This window comes from uncultured Campylobacter sp. (assembly GCF_938017615.1).
In the GTDB taxonomy this organism is placed as follows: Bacteria; Campylobacterota; Campylobacteria; order Campylobacterales; family Campylobacteraceae; genus Campylobacter_B.
The window spans coordinates 20,067-29,874 of record NZ_CALIJA010000029.1; the positions used below are offsets into that span (position 1 = coordinate 20,067).

The following is a 9,808-nucleotide window of genomic DNA, read 5'->3' on the forward strand; positions in this document are numbered from 1 at the left end:
GCGTTAAATTTAGAAAAACGGTATCTGAAATTTTACGCGCTAAAGCCTACGTAAAATTTTAAAATTTAAAACGGCGATGTCTGAAAAACGAGCCGAAAATGCTGCGGCAGCGAGCTCAATTTAACCGCCGCGAGCGCCAAATTTAAAAGCAAAAGCGAGCAAATTTTAAGCTTAAGGAGCGTTTATGGATTATTTCAAGCCATTTTTTGTAAAGATCGCAGACCGCGCCAGAGATGACGATCATACGAGCGCGCATGATCAGATCATCGCGCCGCTACTGCAAAATGCGCTCGCCGCCTACGTCTATAACGGGCGCAAAGATAGCATCGTGGGGGCATTCGGTAGCGTGGAGCACCCGCTAAACTTGAGCGAGTTTAGTTTCCTCGTGCGCGAGCGGGGCAAATTTCGCTTCGATCTTTCGCGCGAATGCGTAAACGGCGCCGAGATTTTTTGGAACGCTTGCAGTTTTAGGCGCGGCTCGGTTATTATTTTGCTCGAGGGAGAGTTTGATCCGGCGCCTATTTTGCGCCGCTGCGCCGAGATAAGCATAGACGAGACGCCCAATATGGGCAACAGCCCCGCGGCGACCAAGCTTGCTAAGCGCGCGATGAGCGAGGGACAGATCGCCGTGCTTTTTAGTGCTTCGAATGGGATAGAGTGGATGGATATCTACGCTCCTGAGGCGGTGCAGGCTAAAATTTTAAAACTTGCGGATGAGATAAACGGGGATGAAATTTAAAAGCCGAGCTCTACATTAAATTTTACGCTAAACAGGCATTATGCGCCCCTGTGCGCGCAGACAAAAGTAGAGGTTGCGAAATAGGCCTCGTGCCTATCGCCCTCTGCGCCTTGCCAAAAGATAAAACAAAATGATCGCCGCTAAAATCGCCGCGATTGCGGCGTAAATTTTACCTATGCCGCCGTAGCTTTTGGAGCTGTCGCTTAGATACAGATTTATTATCGCACCGTTGTCTGTCGAAATTTCAAGCTTTGCGCCCTTTGCACCGTTTAGCTTTACGCGCAGCATATTTGCCGCGGGGCTTGAAATTTCGGGCTTATCCATAAAAGAGTAGCTGGTTTTGTAGCTTTTCATCAAATCGTTGCAGTCTTTGGGGGCTACGAATATATCGTAAAACGCGCCGTTTTTCACGCTCAGATTTTCTCCGCCTTGCACGACGAAGTATCTAAATTTGGGTGCCTGCGTGATGAACTCCCACCGTAGCGTCTTTTGCTTACCGCCCTGCTCGTAATTAAACTCCGCGCCGTATTTGGTGTCAAATTTAAAAACCTCTCTGCTGAAAAGCACGAACTGCCTATCGCTTAAAATAGCGTTAGGATCGGAGTTTTTGTCTAAAATTTTGACGTTTTGAAGCTCCCTGCCGCCTTCGTAAATTTTAAAACTTTTCATCGCTACGGGCGGCCCCTCGGCATTAAATTCCACGCTTACGGGATTTGCGGTGATTTTGCACTCGGGCATGGGATCTGGAATTTCATTGCTGAAAAACGCAAGCGCGGGCTCGTCGTTCGGGTAATATACGTAAGCTCGCGAGTTCAGCGCAGTGGCGCTTTTGAACTTATCCTCTCTCATGCGTAGCGTTTCGTTTTTACACATCCCAAGTAGAAATTTGCCGCTTCCTTCGTCGTTTAAATTCCGCGAGCAAAAGGCGTTGAGGCGCGAATTTCCCATCTCAAAAACGTAACTACTTTTTTTGCCGTGCTCAAAATAGCCGATGCCGATCTCATCCGAGGCGAAATCCAAAAATGCAAATCTATGGTAAATCGCGCTTAAAAGCCCGTCGATCGCGCTTTTAAGATCGCTTGAGTTATAGGATAAATTTTCCCGTACTGCGGCATTATAGCCTGCATAAAAAGCGCGCTTTGACGGATTTTCGCCCGTAAAATTCGGCTTGCCCGGGCTCTCGTCGTGCGACATCGCCTCGTTTGCGACGACATATTTTGCGTGATTAAGCGCGGAGATATTTAAAATTTCATTCTGCGAAAGCTGATTTAGCCCCGATTTTGCGCGCACATTGTTAATGTAGCTTAGCGGATCGTCGTAAAAGGAAAAGCCGCTCATCGCAACGAGCGGCTGTTTTAAATTTGAGGGGGTGTTTTCGCATGCGGCAAAAAGCGCGCAGATCGCCCCAAGACCCAGGAGCCTAAGCCGTAGGGCCCGCTTTGGCAAACTCGACCCCCTCTTTTACGTCCTCGTAGCGTTTGAAATTCTCTTCAAACATCTTTGCAAGCTTATCGCGCGTGATCTTATATTCCGCCGGGTGCGTCCATGTATTGATCGGATTTAGCAGCTTCGTCTCGACGCCTGCGAGTTCTTTTGGGATCGCTAGGTTAAAAATACCAAAATTTTCAAATTCGCACTTTTTGATGCTACCGTCAAGGATCGCGTTTATGCATGCGCGAGTGGCTTTGATGCTCATTCGCTTGCCCACGCCGTACGCGCCGCCGCTCCAGCCCGTATTTACGAGATAGACGCTGACGTTGTGCTTGTCGATCTTTTCGCCTAGAAGCTTAGCGTAAACGGTCGGGTGCAGCGGCATAAACGGCTCGCCAAAGCACGCGCTAAATGTCGCCACCGGCTCGGTGATGCCGCGCTCGGTGCCCGCGACTTTTGCCGTATAGCCGCTTAGGAAATAATACATCGCCTGCTCTTTAGTAAGCTTTGCGACCGGCGGCAAAACGCCGAATGCGTCGGCGGTCAGGAAGATTATGTTTTTCGGATGGCCGCCCGCAGAGCTTGGCTCGTAGCCCTCGATATGATAGATCGGGTAGCTGACGCGAGTGTTTTCGGTCTTACTGCCGTCTTTGTAGTCCACGACGCCCACCTCGTTGGCGACCACGTTTTCAAGCAACGCGTCGCGTTTGATCGCGGCGTAAATTTCAGGTTCGCTGCTTGGGTCTAAATTTATGCACTTCGCGTAGCAGCCGCCCTCGAAGTTAAATATCCCTTCATCGTCCCAGCCGTGCTCATCATCGCCTATCAGCTTGCGATTAGGATCTGTAGAAAGTGTCGTTTTTCCCGTACCGCTTAGGCCGAAAAATAGCGCCGTGTCGCCCTGCTTGCCCACGTTTGCCGAGCAGTGCATCGACATCTTGCCCGCAAGCGGGAGCCAGTAGTTCATCATCGAAAAAATTCCCTTTTTCATCTCGCCGCCGTACCACGTGCCGCCGATAACCGCGACATTTTCCTCGACGTTAAAGATAACGAAAACGTCGGAATGCAGCCCGTCGCTCGCGTAATCTTCGTTTTTGCATTTGCACGCGTTGTAAACGACAAAATCAGGATGAAATTCCGCTAGCTCGCTCTTGCTTGGGCGGATGAACATATTTTTTACGAAATGCGCCTGCCACGCGACTTCGGTTACGAAGCGCACGTTTTTACGGCTGGATTTGCTCGCGCCGCAATAGGCGTCTTGGATAAAGATTTCCTTGCCGCTTAGCTGAGCTTTAGCTTTGGCTAAAAGCTTATCGAAAAGCTCTTTTGAGATAGGCTGATTTATCTTGCCCCAGGCGATGTATTTTTGGCTCGGGTCTTGTTTTACGAAGTACTTGTCCTTGGGGCTGCGACCCGTAAAGATGCCCGTATCGACCATAAAGGTGCCGTTGCTTGATACGTGCCCCTCGCCTCTTGCCTTTTCAAGCTCAAAAAGCTCGTCGTAGCTTAGGTTGTGATTGATTTTTTTGATATTTTTAAGACCTAGTTTATCCAGATCGTTCGGAGTTGTCATTTTGCGTCCTTTTTAAATTAAATTTTGATAAAAGATTGCGCTATTATAGCTTAAAATTTAGGTGAGCTCGCTTAAGCACCGAGGATTGTCGCCATGAAATTTAGGCGGGAGCGCCGCCTAAATTTTAGAGCTTATCTTAAAATCGCGAGCACCTGATCGGCATCGACCGTATCGCCTTGAGCGATCAAAATTTTATCGATTATGCCGTCACGTGGGCTTTCGATATTTATCTCCATCTTCATCGCTTCAAGAACGATGACATTCTGCCCCGCCTTAACAGCGTCGCCTTCCTTTATTAAAATTTTAAATACGTTGCTAGGAAGCGTCGCTTTTATATCGTTATCGTCCGTACCACTTCGCGCGTCAGCAGTGGGCTGCTCGCCGGCGGAGCCTTGCGGCTGCGGCTTTGCGGGCGCTGAGGTATCGAAGCTGACGTCGTATCGATCGCCGTTTACGAGCACGTTTTGCCCGGCGAATTCTACGCTGTAAATTTTGCCGTTAATCTTAACGTCAAATTTGCCATTTTTAGAAATACCGCTTTGATGGCTTGCGGCAGGTGCTACGTCCTCTTTTTTGCGGATCATCACCTTGCCCTCGCCTTTTAAAAACGCGATGCCCTTTTCTTTGCACGCAAGCGCGATAAATACGTTCTCCTCACTAGGCTCGATGCCCTGTTCGCGTAGAATCTTCTGCGCATACGCGACGCTCTTGCTCTCGTCGGCATCGGCGATATCTACGGCGTGTTTGGTCGTAGGCTGTAGTCCCAGCTGCTCCGCCGCCATCTTAATCACGCCTTCGTCGGGTTTAACGGGCGTTTTGCCGAAATAGCCTAGCACCATCTTGCCGTAGCCCTCGGCGATCTTTTTCCACGGACCGAACATTACGTTGTTAAACGCCTGCTGGAAATAAAACTGGCTAACCGGCGTCACGCTCGTACCGAAACCGCCCTTTTCGACGACCTCGCGCATAGCCTTGATGACGGCTGGGAATTTGTCTAAAATTTTATTATCGCGCATCATCTGAGTGTTTGCTGTAAGCGCGCCTCCCGGCATCGGCGAAAACGGAATGAGCGGGCTTACCTGCGTAGCCTCGGGCGGCATAAAATAATCCTTCAAGCACTCGCCCAAAACCTCTTCGTATTTTAAAATTTTCTCTGCGTCTAGCCCCAGATCGAAATTCTGCCCCTTCGTCGCGTGCAGTAGCGTGAGGATGTCCGGCTGGCTCGTGCCGCCGCTTACGGGATGCGCGGCAAGGTCGATGCCGTCCACGCCCGCAACGAGCGCAGCCTGATAGCATGCGACGCTAACTCCCGCCGTCTCGTGTGTGTGCAAGCGGATATGCACCCCGTCGCCTAAAATTTTACGCGCGCGCTTGATCGTCTCATAGACCTTCTGCGGGCTGCTGGTACCGCTTGCGTCTTTGAAGCAGACGCTGTCGAACGGGATCTGCGCGTCTAAAATTTGACGCAAAATTCTCTCATAAAACGCCGCATCGTGTGCGCCGCTACATCCCGGCGGCAGATCCATCATCGTAACCACGACTTCGTGTTTAAGGCCGTGACGATGTATGCACTCGCCACTAAATTTTAAATTTTCCACATCGTTTAGCGCGTCGAAATTTCTAATCGTCGTCGTGCCATGTTTGGCAAAAAGCTTGGCGTGCAGATCGATGATCTCGCGGCTGCCGGTATCAAGCGTGACGGTATTTACGCCGCGGCTAAGGGTCTGCAGGTTCGCCTCAGGTCCCACGATGCTTCTAAATTTATCCATCATCTCAAATGCATCTTCGTTTAGGTAAAAATACAGGCTCTGAAACCGCGCGCCGCCGCCGAACTCGAAGTGCGTGATGCCGGCGTCTTTGGCCGCGCTAACGGCGGGCAGGAAGTCCTCCATCGCCACGCGCGCGCCGAAAACCGACTGAAATCCGTCGCGAAAGGTCGTATCCATAACGTCGATAAGCTTTTTAGCCATTTTTAGCTCCTAGGTTAAATTTAGCGTGAATTTTAATATTTCTAGCCTAAAAAAGCTTTTAAACCAAAAACCCCCGGAAAGATTGCGAGCGTTAATAGCACTAGAATTTGCAATAAAATAAAAGGCAGTACGCCCTTGTAAATATCCGTGGTATGGATTTGCGGAGGCGTTACACCCTTTAAGAAAAATATCGAAAATCCAAACGGCGGCGTCATAAACGACGTTTGTAAATTTACAGCGATTAAGATCGCAAACCACACAGGATTGATATGCAAAGACTCTACTATCGGCAAAAGTATTGGCAAAATGATATATGAAATTTCGACATAATCGAGAAAAAACCCAAGTACTATGATAACTACCATCGTAAGCGCGATAAATCCCCATGCTTGACCGGGCAGATTCTCCATAAAATTTTTTACGACCTCATCTCCGCCCGTGTAAGAAAAAATCATCGAAAATGCCGTGGCGCCCATCAAAATCATAAAAACCATGCCCGAAATTTTAGCGGTATTTTTTAGCGCGTCATAGATCAGCCTAAACGAAAACGTGCGGTACAAAACAGCTAGCGCTATCGCGCCCAAGCAGCCTACCGACGAGCTCTCCGTAGGCGTAGCGATGCCCGCAAAAATAGATCCCAAGACTAGCAAAATCAGCACAAGCACCGGCACGACGTTTTTAAGCGCGATAAAAATTTGCTTTGATTTGCTAAGTCCCTCTAGCGGCGGAACAGGCGGCGCATAATCTTTGCAAATATATGAAATAATCGCAATATAAATCACGTAAAAACCCACTAGCACGAGCCCAGGAATAACTGCTGCAGAGAAAAGATCGCCTACAGAAACCGAAAGTATATCGCCTAAAATAATCAGCACGATCGAGGGCGGGATAATCTGCCCAAGCGTGCCTGCGGCAGCGATGGTGCCGGTAGCTAGGGGCTTATCGTAGCCGTATTTCATCATCACGGGCAGGCTGATGACGCCCATAGCGATGACAGTCGCACCCACGATGCCCGTCGTAGCCGCAAGTAACGCGCCTACCAAAACAGTGCTGATCGCCACGCCGCCTCGTACGCCGCCGAATAAAAATGCCATCGACTCTAATAAACGCTCCGCAAGGCGAGTCTTTTGCAAAATCATACCCATCAAAATAAAAAGCGGCACCGAAATTAGCAGCTGATTTTCCATAATCGAGTAAATTCTATTAGGCATCAGTGAAAAAAACTGCCTACTCATATCCTCGAAAGCTTCGGTTAAAATTTCAAAGCCTTGCGCATAATCCCATGCCTCACTAAGTCCGTAGATAAAGCCAAAAATCACCGCCACGGCGCCGAACGTAAACGCAACGGGAAAACCGAGTAGCAGCATAAAAAGTGCCGCCGCAAACATCACTATGCCTATCATAGCTCGCCACCTTTTATCTTGCCATGGCAAAATTCCGCCCAAGAACGAAAAGCGTAAAATTTATAGAATTTTAAATTTAAGCTCATTCTGCCCTCACACACTCTGTGCGCCCGAAGAATTCCCACTAAGAAATTCCGAGCCTTTGTTTTCCCTAACATCAAGCAAGGCATTAATATTTTTAGTCAAAAATCCAAATGCGTAGATAAATAAAAACGCATAGCTAAGCGTGATTGCGGACTTGATGATCCAAAGATGCTGCATGCCGCCGGGATTGGCGCTGACCTCATGGCTCGTATAAGCCTCGCTCACGTAATCGATCGAAAAAAATGCCACGAGCGCCACGAATGGCAAAATGAAAAATATCGTGCCTAAGATATTTATGAGCGCTTTTGCAGTGGGACTAAATTTTTCGTAAAAAATATCCACGCGAACGTGGGCGTTTTCTTTAAGCGCATAGGTCACACCGAATAAAAACATCGCCGAATATAGCCACCACGTAAGTTCTTGCATAGCGACGGAATTTGCGGCTGGAAAAAGATAACGCGCCACAACATTGTAAAAAACAACTATAACTAAAAGCGCCAAAAATACGATACTTAATACGCCTAAGATATTTGCGAACGCATCAAAAGCTCTTTCTAATTTGCGTAAAAAACCCTTCAAAATTTTACCCTTTGCTTGAAATTTTTGCTATAAAGGCTGGGATTTTAGCAAAAATATCTGCAATTTATTATAAAATTATGCACGGAAAGGATTTTTATGATTTTAAAATTTCAAAACAAATACTCTAAAAGATTTCTCGTCTTTTGCGCTATCTGGGCGATTTTTTGGCTAGCATTTTCATATTTTTTCTTGCAAAAATTCCTTTTTATCTATCCGGAAAGCTTTAGTATTCACGTGAGATTAGCACTTTGCGCCATAGCGCTAGGAACGGTGATTTTAGCGGTTTGCGGCAAGAGCGTTTACGGCGCAATCTGTGGATATGCGGTGTGGTTTTACGGCGCGGCGCTAGGATTTGCCTCGTCGTTAAATTTAGCCAAAATCCGCGTCGTACTGCGCGAAGACAGCGAAATGGGAGGGATAAGCGGCTGCGGCGGAGCGGTGAAATTTTTAAATTTCGATCTAAGCGCGGTGCCGATTTTTAAGCCGTTTAACAGCTGCGCATTCGACATACCGGCAGTACCAACTGATGTAACGCTAGAGGGGCTGCAAGCTAAGCTAACGGCGCTTTATAGCGGAGGCTGGTATCTGTTTCCAGCAAGTAAAAGCGTGGATCTGGCGCAATTTTGGAGCTTTATCTTTATATTTTTCGCAATTGTTTGGATGATTGGAATTTTTCTTGGATTTATAAATAAAAAGGCGCAGAGATAGTCCCCGCGCCAAAGAAGCTCTATTGAATAATCAATAAAGCGTCGGATGAGTAGACAGCATTTATATTCTTTAACCCCGGCATCTCCCATACGTGAGCACATAGGCCATCTGTACTCTTTTTAAGAGTAACCTTATTTTTGCTATCGACAGTGTATGTAGCACAAACCTTATTCTTTGCGGTAATAGGATTTTTAACATTCGTCATGTTATTAAAACCTGTCGTGCTATTATCATACTCGCCTTGCGAAGTATAATAAGCCATTAGATCAGTCAGTGATGTAGATACGTTCTGCGCTGCTCTAACGACTTCCGCATCATCACGCGTAGCTGCTAGTTTTGGAATGGCAATTGCCGCCAAAACACCTAAAATCACGATCACGAAAATTAATTCGATCATAGTAAAGCCCTTCATGTTTTTATCCTTTGATAAAAAATTTTTGGACTTATATTATAAGACGTTTACTATAAATTTAGCTTAAAAGTTCTTTGCGAATTCTAACATTTCAGATAAATTTTTCATCGCATTCGCGCCGACCGCCAAATAATGGTTATTTATCAGGCTTTTTCCGTTATAGAGCGGTGCCTTCATCGTCTTTAGATCCACTACCGCTCCGCCGCTTTGATGCAGCAAAAAATCTCCCGCGGCGATGTCCCAAAGCGAGCAATCGCTAAATCTCGCATACGCGCTCGCACCCCCCTCGGCTAAGATGCAAAATTTTATCGCAGAGCCTTTGCGCACGAGCTGCATTTTAAATTTTTGCGCGAATTGCGGATATTTCTCGGATTTGCTATGGCGGCCGTGCATGAAGATTTGCGGCGCACTAGCGGGGCAAGCGAGCAGCGCGCCGTTTTTATAGACTCCGCCGCCATTTGAGCTATATATGTCGCCGCTTATTGGTATGCTGATCACTGCTAAAATTGGGCGCCCACGCTCGATCAACGCGATGCAGACGCAAAACTCGCCGTTGCGCGCGATAAACTCCTTCGTGCCGTCCAGCGGATCTATCAGCCAAAATCTCTCCTCGCTCATGCGCCGCTTGCTATCCAGCACGCACTCTTCCGAGCAGATCGCGATGCCGCTAGGCTCCAGGGTGCTCATTATCACATCGTTTGCCGCAAGATCGGCATTCGTAAGCGGCGATTTGTCCGCTTTGACGAAAACATCAAATTTGTCGTAATTTTGCATTATCGCGGCGTTTGCCTTTTTTGCGGCATCTATTGCAAGCGCCAAAAGCTCATCCAAGCCCACTTTCGCTCCTTAAATTTAACGGTGATTCTATCAAATTTAAAATTCCAAATCTATAAATTTACGCAAGCAAAA

9 protein-coding genes are annotated in these 9,808 nt (G+C 47.6%); 2 read left to right on the top strand and 7 right to left on the bottom strand.

Features of this window, described 5'->3' with window-relative positions; all coding sequences use genetic code 11:
- Positions 1 to 184 precede the first annotated feature (184 nt).
- The gene (locus Q0620_RS01315; RefSeq protein WP_298782887.1) at positions 185 to 739 is read left to right on the top strand and encodes a hypothetical protein; all 555 of its coding nucleotides are present in this window, start codon (positions 185 to 187) and stop codon (positions 737 to 739) included.
- A 93-nt stretch (positions 740 to 832) separates the two neighbouring features.
- Here Q0620_RS01315 and Q0620_RS01320 read toward each other — a convergent pair whose 3' ends face one another.
- The 5 genes from Q0620_RS01320 to Q0620_RS01340 form a co-directional block, all read right to left on the bottom strand.
- On the bottom strand, positions 833 to 2,185 hold the full coding sequence (locus tag Q0620_RS01320; protein ID WP_298782888.1) for a CAP domain-containing protein: 1,353 nt from the start codon (positions 2,183 to 2,185) through the stop codon (positions 833 to 835).
- Positions 2,160 to 3,743, bottom strand: a complete 1,584-nt coding sequence (gene pckA / locus Q0620_RS01325) for a phosphoenolpyruvate carboxykinase (ATP) (RefSeq protein ID WP_298782889.1) — start codon at positions 3,741 to 3,743, stop codon at positions 2,160 to 2,162. Before pckA ends, Q0620_RS01320 begins: the two co-directional genes overlap by 26 nt.
- A 131-nt stretch (positions 3,744 to 3,874) precedes the next feature.
- Positions 3,875 to 5,713, bottom strand: a complete 1,839-nt coding sequence (locus tag Q0620_RS01330; RefSeq protein WP_298782890.1) for a biotin/lipoyl-containing protein — start codon at positions 5,711 to 5,713, stop codon at positions 3,875 to 3,877.
- Between the two features lie 41 nt (positions 5,714 to 5,754).
- Positions 5,755 to 7,116 (bottom strand): TRAP transporter large permease subunit, encoded by a 1,362-nt coding sequence (locus tag Q0620_RS01335; RefSeq protein WP_005871492.1) that lies wholly within the window; start codon positions 7,114 to 7,116, stop codon positions 5,755 to 5,757.
- Between the two features lie 93 nt (positions 7,117 to 7,209).
- Positions 7,210 to 7,779 (bottom strand): TRAP transporter small permease subunit, encoded by a 570-nt coding sequence (locus Q0620_RS01340; RefSeq protein ID WP_298782891.1) that lies wholly within the window; start codon positions 7,777 to 7,779, stop codon positions 7,210 to 7,212.
- Positions 7,780 to 7,875: 96 nt separating this feature from the next.
- Between Q0620_RS01340 and Q0620_RS01345 the strand changes: the two genes are divergently transcribed.
- On the top strand, positions 7,876 to 8,487 hold the full coding sequence (locus Q0620_RS01345) for a disulfide bond formation protein B (RefSeq protein ID WP_298782892.1): 612 nt from the start codon (positions 7,876 to 7,878) through the stop codon (positions 8,485 to 8,487).
- A 19-nt stretch (positions 8,488 to 8,506) separates the two neighbouring features.
- Here Q0620_RS01345 and Q0620_RS01350 read toward each other — a convergent pair whose 3' ends face one another.
- Together Q0620_RS01350 and Q0620_RS01355 are read right to left on the bottom strand one after the other, a co-directional pair.
- Positions 8,507 to 8,899 (bottom strand): prepilin-type N-terminal cleavage/methylation domain-containing protein, encoded by a 393-nt coding sequence (locus tag Q0620_RS01350; RefSeq protein WP_297922065.1) that lies wholly within the window; start codon positions 8,897 to 8,899, stop codon positions 8,507 to 8,509.
- 63 nt (positions 8,900 to 8,962) lie between these two features.
- The gene (locus tag Q0620_RS01355) at positions 8,963 to 9,736 is read right to left on the bottom strand and encodes a 3'(2'),5'-bisphosphate nucleotidase CysQ (protein ID WP_298782893.1); all 774 of its coding nucleotides are present in this window, start codon (positions 9,734 to 9,736) and stop codon (positions 8,963 to 8,965) included.
- Between the last annotated feature and the right edge of the window lie 72 nt (positions 9,737 to 9,808).

What these genes read in the sequence shown, in the direction of transcription:
- pckA (WP_298782889.1), bottom strand. Translation starts at nt 3,743, where the DNA reads ATGACAACTCCGAACGATCTGGATAAACTAGGTCTTAAAAATATCAAA.
- Q0620_RS01335 (WP_005871492.1), bottom strand. Translation starts at nt 7,116, where the DNA reads ATGATAGGCATAGTGATGTTTGCGGCGGCACTTTTTATGCTGCTACTC.
- Q0620_RS01350 (WP_297922065.1), bottom strand. Translation starts at nt 8,899, where the DNA reads ATGAAGGGCTTTACTATGATCGAATTAATTTTCGTGATCGTGATTTTA.
- Q0620_RS01345 (WP_298782892.1), top strand. Translation starts at nt 7,876, where the DNA reads ATGATTTTAAAATTTCAAAACAAATACTCTAAAAGATTTCTCGTCTTT.
- Q0620_RS01330 (WP_298782890.1), bottom strand. Translation starts at nt 5,713, where the DNA reads ATGGCTAAAAAGCTTATCGACGTTATGGATACGACCTTTCGCGACGGA.
- Q0620_RS01315 (WP_298782887.1), top strand. Translation starts at nt 185, where the DNA reads ATGGATTATTTCAAGCCATTTTTTGTAAAGATCGCAGACCGCGCCAGA.